Source organism: Ruegeria sp. YKSF131 (assembly GCF_059612645.1).
This window is the reverse complement of sequence record NZ_JBXWQZ010000002.1, coordinates 14,641-28,847: the sequence shown is the minus strand read 5'-3', so window position 1 is coordinate 28,847 and position 14,207 is coordinate 14,641. Positions and strand designations below refer to the sequence as shown.

15 protein-coding genes are annotated in these 14,207 nt (G+C 58.7%); 6 read left to right on the top strand and 9 right to left on the bottom strand.

Annotation, left to right across the window (positions count from 1 at the left end; all coding sequences use genetic code 11):
• Nucleotides 1-9: 9 nt before the first annotated feature.
• Nucleotides 10-384 (top strand): hypothetical protein, encoded by a 375-nt coding sequence (locus AC2FLZ_RS01050; protein WP_480554053.1) that lies wholly within the window; start codon nt 10-12, stop codon nt 382-384.
• A gap of 12 nt (nt 385-396) precedes the next feature.
• On the opposite strand, the gene AC2FLZ_RS01045 is transcribed toward AC2FLZ_RS01050, so the two are convergent.
• From AC2FLZ_RS01045 to AC2FLZ_RS01025, 5 genes are all read right to left on the bottom strand, one after another.
• Nucleotides 397-1,941 (bottom strand): Ppx/GppA family phosphatase, encoded by a 1,545-nt coding sequence (locus AC2FLZ_RS01045; protein ID WP_480554054.1) that lies wholly within the window; start codon nt 1,939-1,941, stop codon nt 397-399.
• A 49-nt stretch (nt 1,942-1,990) separates the two neighbouring features.
• Entirely contained in the window at nt 1,991-2,680 is a 690-nt protein-coding gene (locus tag AC2FLZ_RS01040; protein ID WP_480516230.1) for an HdaA/DnaA family protein, read from the bottom strand.
• Nucleotides 2,681-3,754, bottom strand: a complete 1,074-nt coding sequence (locus tag AC2FLZ_RS01035; protein WP_480554055.1) for an AI-2E family transporter — start codon at nt 3,752-3,754, stop codon at nt 2,681-2,683.
• An 89-nt stretch (nt 3,755-3,843) separates the two neighbouring features.
• Nucleotides 3,844-4,818 (bottom strand): isopenicillin N synthase family dioxygenase, encoded by a 975-nt coding sequence (locus AC2FLZ_RS01030; protein ID WP_496881619.1) that lies wholly within the window; start codon nt 4,816-4,818, stop codon nt 3,844-3,846.
• Nucleotides 4,818-6,182, bottom strand: coding sequence for an FAD-dependent oxidoreductase (locus tag AC2FLZ_RS01025; RefSeq protein WP_496881618.1), 1,365 nt, complete (start codon nt 6,180-6,182; stop codon nt 4,818-4,820). The genes AC2FLZ_RS01030 and AC2FLZ_RS01025 overlap by 1 nt, the downstream gene beginning before the upstream one ends.
• A 167-nt stretch (nt 6,183-6,349) precedes the next feature.
• On the opposite strand from AC2FLZ_RS01025, the gene proS reads away from it, so the two are divergent.
• Nucleotides 6,350-7,690 carry a proline--tRNA ligase gene (proS, locus tag AC2FLZ_RS01020; RefSeq protein WP_480554143.1) on the top strand — a complete coding sequence of 447 codons (1,341 nt, stop codon included), beginning with the start codon at nt 6,350-6,352 and terminating at the stop codon, nt 7,688-7,690.
• Nucleotides 7,691-7,818: 128 nt separating this feature from the next.
• Here proS and AC2FLZ_RS01015 read toward each other — a convergent pair whose 3' ends face one another.
• The gene (locus AC2FLZ_RS01015; RefSeq protein WP_480475861.1) at nt 7,819-8,178 is read right to left on the bottom strand and encodes a hypothetical protein; all 360 of its coding nucleotides are present in this window, start codon (nt 8,176-8,178) and stop codon (nt 7,819-7,821) included.
• A gap of 355 nt (nt 8,179-8,533) precedes the next feature.
• Between AC2FLZ_RS01015 and AC2FLZ_RS01010 the strand changes: the two genes are divergently transcribed.
• The gene (locus AC2FLZ_RS01010) at nt 8,534-9,829 is read left to right on the top strand and encodes a lipoprotein-releasing ABC transporter permease subunit (RefSeq protein ID WP_480475863.1); all 1,296 of its coding nucleotides are present in this window, start codon (nt 8,534-8,536) and stop codon (nt 9,827-9,829) included.
• Complete coding sequence (locus AC2FLZ_RS01005; RefSeq protein ID WP_480516242.1) at nt 9,822-10,508, top strand: ABC transporter ATP-binding protein; 687 nt, start codon at nt 9,822-9,824, stop codon at nt 10,506-10,508. Before AC2FLZ_RS01010 ends, AC2FLZ_RS01005 begins: the two co-directional genes overlap by 8 nt.
• Here AC2FLZ_RS01005 and AC2FLZ_RS01000 read toward each other — a convergent pair.
• Nucleotides 10,492-10,929 (bottom strand): DMT family transporter, encoded by a 438-nt coding sequence (locus AC2FLZ_RS01000; protein ID WP_267366019.1) that lies wholly within the window; start codon nt 10,927-10,929, stop codon nt 10,492-10,494. The two genes, AC2FLZ_RS01005 and AC2FLZ_RS01000, sit on opposite strands and share 17 nt — an antisense overlap.
• 97 nt (nt 10,930-11,026) lie before the next feature.
• Between AC2FLZ_RS01000 and AC2FLZ_RS00995 the strand changes: the two genes are divergently transcribed.
• Nucleotides 11,027-11,440 (top strand): c-type cytochrome, encoded by a 414-nt coding sequence (locus AC2FLZ_RS00995; RefSeq protein WP_480475867.1) that lies wholly within the window; start codon nt 11,027-11,029, stop codon nt 11,438-11,440.
• Here the strand turns inward: AC2FLZ_RS00995 and AC2FLZ_RS00990 are convergent.
• Both AC2FLZ_RS00990 and AC2FLZ_RS00985 read right to left on the bottom strand, forming a co-directional pair.
• A complete protein-coding gene (locus AC2FLZ_RS00990) occupies nt 11,437-12,123 on the bottom strand; it encodes a hypothetical protein (protein WP_480554060.1) in 687 nt (228 codons plus the stop codon). The two genes, AC2FLZ_RS00995 and AC2FLZ_RS00990, sit on opposite strands and share 4 nt — an antisense overlap.
• A gap of 42 nt (nt 12,124-12,165) precedes the next feature.
• Nucleotides 12,166-12,828 (bottom strand): DNA-3-methyladenine glycosylase I, encoded by a 663-nt coding sequence (locus AC2FLZ_RS00985; protein ID WP_480622233.1) that lies wholly within the window; start codon nt 12,826-12,828, stop codon nt 12,166-12,168.
• Nucleotides 12,829-13,246: 418 nt separating this feature from the next.
• Between AC2FLZ_RS00985 and AC2FLZ_RS00980 the strand changes: the two genes are divergently transcribed.
• Nucleotides 13,247-14,197, top strand: coding sequence for an ABC transporter substrate-binding protein (locus AC2FLZ_RS00980; RefSeq protein WP_209504562.1), 951 nt, complete (start codon nt 13,247-13,249; stop codon nt 14,195-14,197).
• Nucleotides 14,198-14,207: the final 10 nt, after the last annotated feature.

Sequence of the window (14,207 nt, the reverse complement as noted above, 5' to 3'; positions counted from 1 at the left end):
ATGTCAGGTATGACACGCATTTTGCTGATCGGTACGATCTCAATGTTCCTTGCCGCGCCTGCGATGGCGCAGGAAGACAATGAAAAATCCCTGATGGAGCAGGGGGCCGAACTGTTTTTCGAAGGTCTGCGCAAGGAAATGGAACCGGCATTGGAAAACTTGCTGGGTCTGGCGGAAGAGCTTGGCCCGGCAATGCAGTCATTCTTGCAGCAGATGGGCCCGGCACTTGCCGAACTGGCGGCTGAGGTCAAGGACTGGAGTGTTTATGAACCACCCGAGATCCTGCCCAATGGCGATATCATTATCCGCAGAAAACCGCCCCAAGAGCCTTCTCAGCCCGAAAAGCAAGATATCGAGGTGCCCGAAGGACCCACGGATATCTGACCCGCTCAAGAGTCAGCCTTTGACAATCACGCGAGTCTGAGATTTCAGCGCCGCTGCCAAAGCGTTCAGCCGGGCTTCAGCCACTTCGCTAAACAGGGGGGCAGCGGTTTCGGGCAGATACAGTTCCAGCTCTCGCTTCTTGGGGAAAAACTTGAGCTGCCCCATATTGGCATCGTTGTGCATCCACAGCATCGCGCCAAAGCGCATGGCCTTGCCCAGAATCTCGGCCTGTTTCTGGCTATTTTCGTCCAGCAACTCGTAAAGCCGAGAGAACCGGTTGCCTTCCCGCTTGTTGCGATAGCGGTGTTGCAGTGCCAATCCGATGAAGACACGCTCGGAGTGCTTCAAGCCACCAAGATTGGCGCGCGTGACGTTGTCGAAACACACCTCGGCTCGATAATCGGGATGCGCGCGCCAGCTTACATCATGCAGCAGGCAGGCCGCTTTGATCAGGCGCACCCTGCTGGGCGGTGCGGATCTGAACAGCGGGATGACAAAATCATAGAGATTGCTGCCAAATCCGGGCAGGCGGGCGTCCTTTGCTTCCGAGAACCGGCTGGCTTCGATCAGCGGGTCGCGGTCGCGCACTTCCTGCGGCATCTGCTCATACAACAAGCCCTCGCGGATACCATAGCTTGAGATGGCGATATCCTTGGGTTTGAACGTGCGGATCAGCCGCGCCAGAACATCCATCGCATAAGGGATAAGCGCCATGCGCGAGCTGGACACGCCCGCCTGAGCACGCAGCTTTTCGCTATCGTGTTTTTCGATGTATTTGATCGTCTCGCGCACCTGCTTGGTGGTCATGCGGTATTCATGCAGCACGTTCAGCGGATAGCCCCGCCGCAGCATGTCCAGCCGCGCAAAGGCACGCCAGCTGCCGCCGACCAGAAATAAACGGTCCCGCTGCTGACCCATCTGATTGCGCAGATCCTCCATCGTTTCCTTGATATGCGCTTTTCGCGCACGTCGCCCGCCTTTGATGTCACGCAGTTTCAACGGCCCAAGCGGCGAGGTCACGCGGCGGCCGACCTGACCACCGCCGATTTCGGCCAATTCCATCGACGACCCGCCGATATCGCAGATCAGTCCATAAGCTCCGGGCCACCCCAACAAGACACCCTGCGCCGACAGGCGGGCTTCTTCGTCACCGTCAATGATCGCCACCTGCAAACCGGTTTCAGCCTGCACCTGATCGCAGAACTCGGGCCCATCCGAGGCTTCGCGCACAGCAGCGGTGGCCACAACATGCAAACCGGGCAAATCCAGATCCATTGCCAGGTGCTGGAACCGTCGTAGGGCCGACAGGGCGCGGTCGCGGCCACGCTGGTTCAGTCGTCCGGTTTCGGACAGGCCCGCCCCCAGTTCGCACATGACCTTTTCATTGTAGAAATAGGCCGGTGATCGCGCCGCCCCGTCGAAAATGACCATCCGGACCGAGTTCGACCCGACATCGACAACCCCGACGCGGGCTAGTGCCCGTGCATCCGGTTTGTCAAACAGGGGCTTTCCGATTGTTCCCCAGTCCGGGATATCGGTTTCGACGGTCTGATCCATGTGCCTTCCAGATTGTCCTGTTTGAGGATGCGAAATTGACGTCAGCGGGTCAATCATTGGTCTCGACCTCATCCGGGGCCGTGTTCAGTACGCGAATGGCCAGCGCGCGTGTAATGTCGCGTTTTTCTGCCAGGGCCAGTTGGTCCAGTTGGGATACAACGTCGGCTGCGCTTTCAAACCGCCGGTCCATATGCTTGACAAGATAGGCGATGACATCGGGGCCGGGGTTGAGCTGCCTGTCGACAAACAGCTTGGCAAGAACCGCGCCCAGCAATGCGTCGTCGGGCGGATCCAGTGCGACGTGATGGGCACCTTCGACCCGGCTTTGCAGGTCGGCCAGCGGCAACTCCCAGAATTTTGGTGCAAGACGGCCGGTCATCAGCAAGGGGTGCCCCTCGGCCAGAACAAGGTTATGCAGGTGGAACAGCGTTTTTTGCTGCTCGAGATCACCGGCTATCAAAGGCACGTCTTCGACCGCGATCGGCATACGCGCCAGGTCTGGCACATCGTCATATCGCAGGTCTCTGGCCTGAAGGATACGCCCGCCGGTTTCAGCGGCCCAGACATGGGCCAGATGGGTTTTGCCCGCGCCGGAGGGCCCGCTCAGTACCAGCTTGTTGCCGGGCCATGACGTGGCCGAGATCATTGCCACCGCCAGCGCATTGGCCGGTGACACAAAGAAATCCTCTCGCCCGAGCGCAGTTTTGGCGGGCAGATCAAAGCTGAGTTGTCGGGCCATTTACTCGGTTTCCTGATCCAGACCTTCAAGACCAGTGTACAATCTGCTGTCGAGGTATAGCGATGTGGCAAAGCGGGCCAACACGCCCAATGCCGCGGCGACCGGGACAGCGATCAGCATGCCGACGAAGCCGAACAGCGCGCCAAAGACCGACAGGGCCAGCAGCAACCAGACTGGATGCAGCCCGACAGAGCTGCCGACCAGCTTGGGTGTCAGGAAATTGCCCTCGGTGACCTGCCCAATGGCAAAGATACCCGCGATAAGCCCGATATGAGCCCAGTCGCCCCAGAACTGAAACAGCGCAAGCCCGATGGCCAGCGAGCCTCCGATAAGGGCGCCCAGATAGGGAATGAACGTGACCAAGCCCGCGATAAAGCCCACAATCAGACCGAATTGCAGGCCAGCAAGCATCAGTGCGACCGCGTAATAGCTGCCAAGGATCAAGCAGACCGTTCCCATGCCGCGCACGAACGAGGCCAGAACCGCGTCGATCTCTCCGGCCAGCCGCCTGATGATGGGGGCGTGGTCACGTGGCAGCAGCTCTCCGATGCGGGCGGTCATGCGATCCCAGTCCAACAGCAAGTAAACGGCAACGACCGGCACAATGACCAACAGAACAACGATGTTGATCGCGGAGCCCAGCGAGGTCAGCAGCGTCTGCATAACGTCGCCGGTCTTGGATTTCAGCGTTTCGCCAAAGGACACCAGCATCGCGTGCGTGCTCGAGTCCCGGTCAAGCAATGACGGGAACTGTTTTTCTATGAAACTGCGCAACTGTTTGAACAGATCGGGCAGTACATCGACAAGATCCAGCAACTGGGTGATCAGCGCAGGGACTACCATCAGAATTGCCAGTACAAACCCCAGAACACCGACGACCGTGATGACTGCCGTGGCGGCCATACGCGACAGGCTCAACCGCTCCAGCCGGTCAGCGACCGGATCCAGGAAATAGGCAATGGCCCCGCCGATGACAAAAGGCAGCAAGACATCCCCAAGGGCCCACAGGATCAACACGAAAACCGCAGCGGCGATGCTCCAGTATCTCAGCTGATCCTTAACCGGCAAAGCCATGGCGATCCCCTTGTTCAGGCCCTTGCAGGTGTTCTTGGCGCATCAAAGCCCATGATGCAAGCGGTTCATGGCGCTTGGGTTTGCAGGGGTCAGCCGCGCAAGGTTCCCAATTCAGGTGTGTCTTCGGTGGCGGTCTCATCGGGCCAGTTCGTGCGCCAAATCTCGGCCGACCAGTGACCACAATGAACCGCCGGACGGTCAAAGCCGGGCAGGGGCGGCAGCAAAGGCGCGACGACGATGTCGTGACGGGGCACCGCGAAATAGGGAAAAGAATACCGTTCCCGCCCCGATCGGTTCACAACCCGATGCGGCGTGGATTTCAACCGCCCGCCCGACCACAGCTCCAGCATGTCACCGATATTCACCACGAAACCACCGGGCGGGCAGTCGGGCGTGATCCAGCCGCCGCTGCGGGTCTGCACCTCAAGCCCGCCCACCGGATCGGGGGCAATGATGGTCAATGCGTCAGTATCCTTGTGCGGATGGATGCCATAGCCTGCCTCATCCTCGGCCTGTGGCGGGTAATGCAGCAGGGTCATGTTGGTCATCGGGGCCCGGAATGCACTGCGCAGCGCGTCGGCTTTCAGATCCAGTCCCGCCTCTAACGCGCCCAGCAACAGATCGGTGACGCGATCCAGTTGCCGCCAGTAACCCAGAATGACCTCTTTCGCACCGGGTACACCGTCGGGCCAGATGTTTGGCCCGTATAACGCGCAATCCTCACGCACCGGGTCGTCTGCTGCGACCTCGTGATGCAGTTTGTACCCCTCGTACTTGTCGGCCTTGCCCGAGCCATCATTGGGTGTGAAGAACCCCATGGGTATATAGCCGCGATAGTTGGCGCGGGTGATGGCCTGATCCCATTTTTGCGCGTCATCGACGGCAAAAATCTCTCGGGTGATCTGGCGTACCTGATCCACGGTCTGCCGGGATACGCCTGTCCCGGTGATCGACAAAAAGCCGATCCCCTGACAGGCCGCAAGGATGTCACGGACCGTCGCGTCATAGGCTGCGGTTCCCGGGGCAGTCAAAGGCGCGATATCAATCGTTGGGATACTGTCCATCAGTGAATCCTCACCCCCTGGCGTTGCAATTCAGCGCGAACCGGTGCCAGATTCAGCTGGTCCAGCTCCTGATTGCTTTTCAGTGAGACCGCAGCGGCGATGCCCGCGCCCTGACCCATGACCGCGCAACAAGCCATGTTTCGGGTTGCGGCATGTGCCACCCGGTCCGCGCCATGCGACCGTCCTGCAACCAGCAGGCCTTTGATGCCCTTGGGCAGCATCGACCGATAGGGGATTTGCATGTACCGTCCCGTAGTTGGCAGGATCAGGATGCCATAGCCGTCGATGAACTCGGGATAGATGCCGATCGTATCCTCGAACCGGCCCTGATGGCGGGCATCGTTTTCGGTCATGTTGTAGACCGCGTCGATCTTGCGGGTGTCGCGGATGCCGATGGTCATACCGAAATTCCGCAAACGTGCGTTTTCGCAACCGGGCATGAACCGTCGCAGCGCCTCGATGGCCAGCATGGTCTGGCGGCGACCTTCAATCTCGCCGCGCGTCAGGCTGTCGGGATCGGTGCCGTCAACCTCGGCCAGATGGATGAGGTTCATGTATGTCAGCTCGCCCGTGTCATGCATCGCGCCCCAGGTGCCGGCGATGGTGTTCAGATGCGGCGGGATCAGCCCCTGATCGATTGCTTGCTGGAACGGTTTGTGCACGAAGGGTGAGAACATGTCGTCCTCTTTACCCGAGGTCTCAATGTTCCACTCTCCGCCGCCGCCCCAATCCTTGTAGGTCTGCGGGTCAGCTTTTACACCTTCCATAAAGGCCCGCTTGTCGACGCCCGCCAGGTGAAACATGACCGAGGCCGCCATCATGTCCTCGCGCGGAGTTTTGTGGGTCGGCGCACCCGCGCGATGGGCCACATCCGCGTCGCCGGTGGCATCGATGACGACCTTGGCCAAAATCGCTTCGCGCCCGGCCTTGGATTCTGTGATGACACCGGTGATCCGGTCGCCTTCCAGGATCGGGGACACGAATTGCCGATGCAACATCGGATGCACGCCCGCTTCTTCGACCAGCTTGTCGGCCACCAGTTTGAAGCCTTCGCTGTCCAGCTCATAGCTCAGGGACTGGCTTTCCGGAACGGCGGCTCCCATCTCCTTGGCGCGGGTTTCAAACTCCATCCCGATGCCACCTGCCTCGACGGTTTGCTCGTGCCGGTACCAGGCAAATCCTTCGACGCCGACGGCAGTGATATTGCCGCCCATGCAGCCGAACCGATCAACCAAAGATACCTCGGCCCCCGCACGTGCCGCTGCAAGCGCTGCGGCCAACCCGGTGGGGCCGGAACCGACGACCAGAACATCGGTTTGATGAATGACGGGGATTTGGCGTGCGGGTTCCTGAATGGTTTGCATCAGCGCCTCATGAGATTTGCGTTTCCGCTACCTTGTCAGTCCCGATTGGAGGGTCAATCAAAAAACCGACTGCCACAAGGTCGGACAACACCAATGCGCGATTGCCCCCGGCGGGGCTTTGGCATAATCACCTGTTCAGTCGAATTCTTACCTTTGAAGGTCCTTCCATGCGCCTGAGCCGTTACTTTCTGCCCGTTCTCAAGGAAACCCCGTCCGAGGCTCAGATCGTCAGCCACCGGCTGATGCTGCGTGCAGGGATGATCAAGCAGGCCTCTGCCGGGATATATTCCTGGTTGCCGCTGGGCTTCAAAGTGCTGCGCAAGCTGGAAAACATCGTCCACGAAGAACAGGCGCGGGCCGGTCACATCGCGATTCAGATGCCTATAATCCAGTCGGCGGATCTGTGGCGTGAATCCGGGCGCTATGATGACTACGGTCAAGAGATGCTGCGGATGAAGGACCGTCATGACCGCGACATGCTGTTCACGCCCACAGCCGAAGAACTGGTGACCGATATTTTCCGCGGCCACGTCAGCAGCTACAAGGACCTGCCGCTGACGCTCTACCAGATCCAGTGGAAGTTCCGCGATGAAATCCGCCCGCGTTTTGGCGTGATGCGGGGGCGCGAGTTCTATATGAAGGACGGATACAACTTCGACCTGACCAAGGAAGATGCGCTGCACGCCTATAACCGCCATCTGGTCAGCTATCTGCGCACTTATGAACGGATGGGACTTCAGGCGATTCCGATGCGCGCCGATTCAGGCCCCATCGGTGGCGATGACACGCATGAGTTTCTGGTTCTGGCCGATACCGGTGAATCCGAGGTTTTCTATGACAGCGCCGTCACCGACCTGACCTTTGGCGATCGTGAAATCGATTATGACAACCGCGAACAGTGTCAGGCCATTCTGGAAGAGTTCACTTCGAAATACGCCCGCACTGATGAAACCCATGACGAGGCGCTGTTCAACCAGATCCCCGAAGAACGCCGCCGCGTGGCTCGCGGCATTGAGGTGGGCCAAATCTTCTACTTTGGCACCAAATACTCCGATCCCTTGGGCGCAACTGTCCAAGGCCCGGATGGCAAACCGGTTCCGGTTCACATGGGCAGCCATGGTATCGGTGTCAGCCGCCTTGTAGGAGCCATCATCGAGGCCAGCCATGACGATAAAGGCATCATCTGGCCCGAGGGCGTGACCCCGTTCCATTGCGGTATCGTCAACCTCAAGCAGGGCGATGACGAAGCCGATGCAGCTTGTGACAAGATCTACACGGCGCTGACGGCTTTGGGTCTGGAACCGCTCTATGACGACCGCAATGAACGTGCTGGCGGCAAATTCGCCACGATGGACCTGATCGGTTTGCCCTGGCGCATCACGGTTGGCCCGCGTGGTCTGAAGAATGGTGTGGTTGAACTGACCTGTCGCCGCACTGGCGAAAACGAGGAACTGAGCCCCGAGGCGGCCGTTACCAAAGTTGCTGAGATTTACCAGCGGATCGCATAAGCGACCATCAGTTGCTGCTGCGAGGTGGTGTTGAAACTCACCCTGTGATCTGGATGGGGTGCCGGAGGCTCAGACCTGGCGGCCCTTCCCAAGCTACCTGAATACCGACCGCGTCAGTCGGTCGGTTCTCAGTTTTGATCCGACGTCGGGCGCTCGGCCAGGACGTCTCCGTTGGCTCCGTCACCTGTCGCCACAACAATCGGACGGCCAAGGCGGCTGATCAGTTCGCGAAACTCGATATCCAGAAAGCGCAATCCGCAAATCCGCGCATCAGTTGCCCGATCCGTGATACACAAACGGCCTTGCCGGAAAACCAGACGATATCCTTTGTCTTTCAGGATGTCTGCCAAATTGCCCCAGCTTGCCGCGGTGACAAAGATTGGCCGAATGGCCGCGCGCAGCAAGGCTGCGGTTTCACAATCTAATTCTGTTGAAGCCTGACGGGTCGAAATTGCACCCGCACCATTGGTTGAAATTTGTAAATTCATTGAGCGACCCCCGCTCTTTAAATGTGTTCCCCCATGGTCAGGGTGGCAAAGTTTCTGAAAATAATCAAAAAGAGTAATAAAATTTCGCACTTATTGTTGCCTTTACGATTCAGTGGCTCACGATGCGCGATGATTAACGTCATACCTGAAACAATCACCTTCTGTCTGTGATGCGCTTCACAACTCATGGTGTAGCGCCCGAATTGAAAGACACCTGTTTTGCACATGTATTTTGGTCATGTCCCGAAACGATTCGGCTCATTCAGGCTGAGGAACCGGTTCAGGGTGACAACCGGCTTGACCATTGGGCGAAATGCCGAAAGGGTCGCCGCAAACAAGAAAACCCGGAGCAGGCATGGCCAAGACACCCCCGCCCTTTGCCCCTTTTGAATGGAAAATCGCCTGGCGATATCTGCGCGCGCGCAGGGCCGAAGGCGGCGTCAGCGTGATGACATGGATCTCACTGATCGGGATCACGCTTGCCGTGTTCGCGCTGATTGCAACGCTGGCCGTCCGTTCGGGTTTTCGGTCTGAATTCGTCGGCACCATTCTGGGCGCCAATGCGCATGTGACAGTCTATTCCTCGGGTGAATTTGACGCGCAGGGCCGGGTGGATCGGACAATTGCCGACTACAACGAACGCACTGACCGCATTGCGCTGGTGCCCGGTGTTGAACGTGCCGCACCGCTGGTGAAGGGGCAGGTGCTGATCACCAACCGCGACAGCAGCAGCGGGGTCGAGGTGTTTGGCATCCGACCAGACGATCTGTTCGACCTGCCGGGTATCGCGCAGGCGGACCAGGCGGCGGGGGACCTGTCGGACTTCCAGACAGGTGAGGATGTCATCGCCATTGGATCGGGTGTGGCCCGCAGTATTGGGGTCACTGTCGGGGATGTGGTCAAACTGACCTCGCCCAACGGGGTCAAAACCGCCTTTGGCACGTCGCCGCGCGTGAATGCCTATCGCGTTGTCTATGTGTTTTCGGCCGGTCGCTATGACATTGACCGCACCCGCGTCTACATGCCGTTTTCGCAGGCGCAGGGCTTTTTCAACCGTGAAGGTGTGGCGGATGAGATCGAAGTGATGGTGGACAAGCCCGAAGATCTTGGCCCGATCCTGATTCCCATTCTTGAGGCGTCGGGCGAGCGCAGTCAGATCTGGACATGGCAGGACGCATCCGGCGGCTTCCTGCGCGCGCTCGAGGTTGAGGATAATGTGATGTTCATCATCCTGTCGATCCTCGTTCTGATTGCTGCGATGAACATCGTTTCGGGCCTGATCATGCTGGTCAAGAACAAGGGGCGCGATATCGGTATCTTGCGCACGATCGGCCTGAGCGAAGGATCGGTTCTGCGTGTCTTTTTCATCTGCGGTGCGTTCACCGGCCTGATCGGCACTGCAATGGGGGTCATCCTGGGATGCCTCTTTGCAATCTACATTGATCCGATCTTCTCATTCGTGAACTACGTGATGGGCGGTGGCGTGTGGGATCCGTCGATCCGCGGCATCTACGCTCTGCCGGCCGAACTGCATCTGAGCGATGTGCTCAAGGCGACGTGCCTGTCGCTTGGCCTGTCTTTCATCGTCACCTATTTCCCCGCCCGCCGCGCGGCGCGGCTGAACCCGGTCGAGGCGCTGCGCTATGAATGAAGTCACCTTGCGTCTGAACGGTCTGACCAAGACCTACCTCAAAGGCACACCGGGCGAGGTGCAGGTTCTGCGTGGGGTCGACCTCGAACTGCGCGCAGGTGAAGCTGTGGCCATGGTTGCGCCGTCAGGGGCAGGCAAATCGACGCTTCTGCACATTGCCGGTCTGCTGGATCGGCCTGACGACGGAACCGTCGAAATCGGAGGGCAGAATGTGAACGGCAAGGGCGACCGAACCAGAACGGCGTTGCGTCGGCAGGATATCGGGTTCGTATACCAATTCCATCACCTGCTGCCCGAGTTTACGGCACTGGAAAACATCACATTGCCGCAACTGGCCAATGGCGCGTCCGAAAAAGCTGCTCAGGCACGGGCATTGGATTTGCTGGACCGTGTGGGCGTCGCCCCGCGCGCCAGTCACCGCCCTGCGGCGCTGTCGGGCGGGGAACAGCAACGCGTGGCCTTTTGCCGGGCGCTTGCCAACGCGCCGCGTGTTTTGCTGGCGGACGAACCGACAGGCAATCTGGACCCTGATACTTCGGATCAGGTGTTCGATGCCCTGATGACACTGGTGCGGGACGAGGGATTGTCGGCGTTGATCGCAACCCACAACCTCGAACTGGCGGCGCGCATGGACCGCATGGTCCGGCTTGAGGGCGGCGTGCTCAGGCCAGTTGAGTGATCGCAACACCGATGGCCATGACGGCGATACCACCCGCCCGCATCAGGGTGAGGGGTGCCACCTGCGCGCCGAACAGGCCGAAGTGATCGATTGCCGCCGCACTGATCAATTGCCCCAACAGAACAAAGAACACGGCGTTTCCAACGCCGAAATGTGGGGCGACATGGGTGATCGACAACACATAAAATGCAATCAGGATGCCAGCGAACAACAGGTGTTTCGGGGCCTGCGCAACCTTGGACAAGGCTGCAAAACCGGGAAACAACAGCATGGTCAGCACCGAGGCGGCCAGGGCAATTGCAAACAGCACCACAGCTGCCGTTGTCGGTGATCCGATGACCTTGCCAAGGGCCGCGTTAAGAGCGGCCAGTATCGGAATTCCAAATCCGGCGGCCAGCATGATGGCTGCGTATTGTGTCATTGCCCGAACCCTCTGCACCTATTTCGTTGATCTGGATCATTGCGTCCATATGCCTGTCGGGCAACCCTGCAAATGTCAATCGTGACAGGAGGATACGATGTTCAAGGCAACGATCGGTATGCTGGTTCTCGGGGTTTCGGCTGCTGCCGCACAAGCTGCCTGGGCGCAGGATGCCGCGACCGGAGAGGAACTCTATTTGCATTACTGCGCGACCTGTCACGGGATTGACGCAACCGGGCAGGGGCCGATGGCCAGCGTGCTGGTTGTTCAGCCGTCCGATCTGACCGCATTGTCCGGCGAAAGCGGGGTGTTCCCGACCGCCCGCGTTGTCGCCCGCATCGACGGTAGGGACCCGCTGGTCAGCCATGGCAGCCCGATGCCGGTCTATGGCCCTTATTTCGACGGGCAGGACACATCCATGAAAACACCGGAAGGTCAGCCGATCCTGACCAGCCAGCCGATCGTTGATCTGGTGGCATATCTGGAAACCGTGCAGCGCGCACGGAACTAACTGCAAATCCCTTCGATCCTGGCTTCGCTCCATGGGATCAGGACCGGGCGCTCGCGCCCTTGTTCCGGCAGGGGCGACAGATCAAAATGGGTGCCCAGCATGTCGTGCAGTCTTTTGGTACGCTTGGCCTGGGGGGCCAATGCGCGACAGCACACGTATTCCTCGACGATCGCGCCCTGCTGTTCGAACCCGTAGGTCAGAAAATCCGGAGAGGTTTCGAGGTCGAACAGATACGGATCCCTCCGGCCTCCATGTTCCGCCGCAGCGCGCAGGGGGTGGTAACCCGTGGTCCGGCGATTCTGCCATTGCCAGACATGCGTCAGCTCATGGGCCAAAAGCATCGCGGCCAGCAGGTTCATCTGATCCGGAAATTCCGACATATAGTCCTCCAGATACCAGTCGCGGGCAAAGTAGACTTTGTTGAAAAGGGCCACGGCGGCAGGTTTGCCCGTCACCGGCCCGGGGTCCACCGGGGGCAGAATGCGCTCGCGGCAGGCCAGTCGCGGGCGTTCTTCGCGGAAATACGTCACGTTGGTAACCGGGGCACCTTCGACCAGACGGATGTGATCCAGTTCCAGGGTTTCCCCTTGAATGGTTTCCGCAAAATCGCGCTCCTGCTCAGTCAACTCACGACCGCAGGCGGCCAGCAACAAAAGTGAAGCAATGAATACACGCAGAACCATAAGTTGAATCTTATTCCGCTGCGGGTATTCCGCAAACCGTTTTCACAGACTCATGGCCAGAACCCGGCTGATTTCCGTAAGTGATCGCCCGGACTGACCCATCCATGTATTAAAGGCGTTCTGAACCGCCTCCATCGCTTTCTTCGAGGTGGCAGGCTTGTCGATCACACCTTCAGCAATCAGCCGGGCGGTGACATCCTGAGACAGAATGAAACTGTCCCGCCCGGCAAACCGCATTGCGTATTGCGCCGAAGCGCCGCCCAGTCGGGCCCCGCGTTTTGCCAGCATTGCCAGAAGGTTGACGTAGTCATCAGATGGCCAGCCGCCTAACACTTTACCCGCGCCGCCTTCCTCACGCAGTTCAAGCAAGAATGCAGCGTTATCCCGTACAGCCGCGATCTTGGTTCCATTCCTTACTATGCGCGTATCCTGCAAAAGGGTGTCAAACTTCTCATCATCCATGAACGCGCATCGCCCCACGTCGAACCCGTTAAAGGCTGATTCGAACCCGTCCCATTTGTTTTCGATGACTTTCCAGTTGAAGCCAGCCTGAAAGATGCATTTCGTGATGACCGACAGCCAGCGATCCTCGGGCATCGCTGCCAGTTCCGCAGGGGTTTTCGGTTTGCTCAGTTTTGCGCCCAGTGCTTCTGGACCGCCGTGGCGCGCGGCTGCGATTTCAAAGATTTCGTCAAACGTTCGCATCTGTCTAACCTTGATGTTGCCCGACTATAAATGTTTATCTTTTGTTCTTGTTTGGCAATGAAAAATCTGACCGTGTCCAGATTTGAGGCAGCCCAACGAATAACCGGATTCGCAGAAAAATGCGGATTTTCGAAAGAAGTTCTCGACAAAAGGTGGCAAAATGTTTTCTGATTGACTCGTCAGTCAACGTCCCGTCTTAGCGAAATGGAACAAGGGTAAGCCGGGTTGGATGCGTAAAGGGAGCCGGGAGGGGGGAACAATCTGGCAGAAAGATCTTTTCCACAATTTGGAAACGGATCACTGTTCTTTTCCAGCCAAATTTGTGCATGCTGCGGCATGGCATTGTCATCAGACAGAAAGACCGGCGGGAAAATCCTTGCCGGGATGGGCAAAACAAATATGACAGGGAGTTAAGTCCATGAAAAAACTAAGTGTAAGCCTAATGGCTCTGAGCGTTGCAGGCGCAGCGCAGGCGGCGGATATGGGTGCCGTGGATGAACCGATCAAATTGGCGATCAACGAATGGACCGGCCAGCATGTCACCACGCATGTGGCGGGAGAGATGCTCAAGGCTGCCGGGTACAACGTCGAATATGTGACCGCGGGCATGATGAACCAGTTCCAGGCGCTGGCCGATGGCGACATCGACGCGACACTGGAAATCTGGTCTTCCAACGTTTCCGATGAATACGCCAAGAAAATCGGTGAAGGCACTGTGGTTGAAATCGGTGATCTGGGTCTGGATGCCAAGGAAGGCATCGCATACCCGGCGCATGTGGCCGATCTGTGCCCGGGCCTGCCCGCATGGGAAGCGCTGAAAGATTGCGCTCAGGTCTTTGCGACGGCGGAAACTCTGCCCGGTGGTCGTCTGGTCGACTACCCGGCCGATTGGGGTACTCCGGGCGCCGATCGCATGACCGGTCTGGAATTGCCGTTCAAAGCCGTACCAGCAGGGTCCGAAGGGGCGCTGATCGCGGAATTGCGCGCCTCGACCGAACGCAAATCGCCGCTGCTGATCACTTTCTGGCAGCCGCATTGGGCGATGTCGGCCTATGACGTTCAGTTCGTCGAACTGCCCGCCGGTGAAGAGGCGTGCTTCAGTGATCCGGCCTGGGGCCCGAACCCGAATGCTGTCAATGACTGCGACTTCTCGCCCTCGCGCATCTTCAAGGCCGGCTGGAGCGGTATGGAGGAGAAATGGCCAGCAGCCTTTGAAATCCTGACCAACTATCAGCTGGCGGTTGAAGACCAGCAACCGATGATGGGCGCGATCGACGTTGACGGTGGAAAGGTCGAAGAAGTTGTCGCCGCATGGATGGCCGAAAACGAAGGCAAGTGGCGTCCGGTTGTTGACGCGGCAACCCAGTGAGCCCGCGTAA

What these genes read in the sequence shown, in the direction of transcription:
- AC2FLZ_RS01050 (WP_480554053.1), top strand. Translation starts at nt 10, where the DNA reads ATGACACGCATTTTGCTGATCGGTACGATCTCAATGTTCCTTGCCGCG.
- AC2FLZ_RS01045 (WP_480554054.1), bottom strand. Translation starts at nt 1,941, where the DNA reads ATGGATCAGACCGTCGAAACCGATATCCCGGACTGGGGAACAATCGGA.
- AC2FLZ_RS01040 (WP_480516230.1), bottom strand. Translation starts at nt 2,680, where the DNA reads ATGGCCCGACAACTCAGCTTTGATCTGCCCGCCAAAACTGCGCTCGGG.
- AC2FLZ_RS01035 (WP_480554055.1), bottom strand. Translation starts at nt 3,754, where the DNA reads ATGGCTTTGCCGGTTAAGGATCAGCTGAGATACTGGAGCATCGCCGCT.
- AC2FLZ_RS01030 (WP_496881619.1), bottom strand. Translation starts at nt 4,818, where the DNA reads ATGGACAGTATCCCAACGATTGATATCGCGCCTTTGACTGCCCCGGGA.
- AC2FLZ_RS01025 (WP_496881618.1), bottom strand. Translation starts at nt 6,182, where the DNA reads ATGCAAACCATTCAGGAACCCGCACGCCAAATCCCCGTCATTCATCAA.
- proS (WP_480554143.1), top strand. Translation starts at nt 6,350, where the DNA reads ATGCGCCTGAGCCGTTACTTTCTGCCCGTTCTCAAGGAAACCCCGTCC.
- AC2FLZ_RS01015 (WP_480475861.1), bottom strand. Translation starts at nt 8,178, where the DNA reads ATGAATTTACAAATTTCAACCAATGGTGCGGGTGCAATTTCGACCCGT.
- AC2FLZ_RS01010 (WP_480475863.1), top strand. Translation starts at nt 8,534, where the DNA reads ATGGCCAAGACACCCCCGCCCTTTGCCCCTTTTGAATGGAAAATCGCC.
- AC2FLZ_RS01005 (WP_480516242.1), top strand. Translation starts at nt 9,822, where the DNA reads ATGAATGAAGTCACCTTGCGTCTGAACGGTCTGACCAAGACCTACCTC.
- AC2FLZ_RS01000 (WP_267366019.1), bottom strand. Translation starts at nt 10,929, where the DNA reads ATGACACAATACGCAGCCATCATGCTGGCCGCCGGATTTGGAATTCCG.
- AC2FLZ_RS00995 (WP_480475867.1), top strand. Translation starts at nt 11,027, where the DNA reads ATGTTCAAGGCAACGATCGGTATGCTGGTTCTCGGGGTTTCGGCTGCT.
- AC2FLZ_RS00990 (WP_480554060.1), bottom strand. Translation starts at nt 12,123, where the DNA reads ATGGTTCTGCGTGTATTCATTGCTTCACTTTTGTTGCTGGCCGCCTGC.
- AC2FLZ_RS00985 (WP_480622233.1), bottom strand. Translation starts at nt 12,828, where the DNA reads ATGCGAACGTTTGACGAAATCTTTGAAATCGCAGCCGCGCGCCACGGC.
- AC2FLZ_RS00980 (WP_209504562.1), top strand. Translation starts at nt 13,247, where the DNA reads ATGAAAAAACTAAGTGTAAGCCTAATGGCTCTGAGCGTTGCAGGCGCA.